Origin of the sequence: Cupriavidus sp. SIMBA_020 (assembly GCF_046535395.1) — a bacterium.
Taxonomy (GTDB): Bacteria; Pseudomonadota; Gammaproteobacteria; order Burkholderiales; family Burkholderiaceae; genus Cupriavidus; species Cupriavidus campinensis.
The window spans coordinates 1-230 of record NZ_JAWRWU010001830.1 but is presented as its reverse complement, the minus strand read 5'-3'; the positions used below and the strand labels follow the sequence as shown (position 1 = coordinate 230).

Sequence of the window (230 nt, the reverse complement as noted above, 5' to 3'; positions counted from 1 at the left end):
GCGTGTTCGGCACTATCTGCTGGTCCGATCGCCTCAAGGGTGATATCTGGCCGCGCGTCGAGCGCATGCTCCGCGCCGCCATCGACACCCTGCGGCTGTCGCCGCAACTGCGGACGCCGCAGGCCGCTTGACCCCCTGGACGCGGCCGACCCGTTCGCCCGCGTCCCGATGCCGCGCCGGCCGCCGCCACGCCAGGCCGTGCCCCTACAATCCGGCCATGACCCTCAAGC

At 72.6% G+C, this 230-nt stretch carries 1 pseudogene; it reads left to right on the top strand.

The features are described from left to right. A pseudogene (locus SB751_RS35920) lies at positions 1-131 on the top strand (TetR family transcriptional regulator); the annotation flags it as partial. Positions 132-230 lie beyond the last annotated feature (99 nt).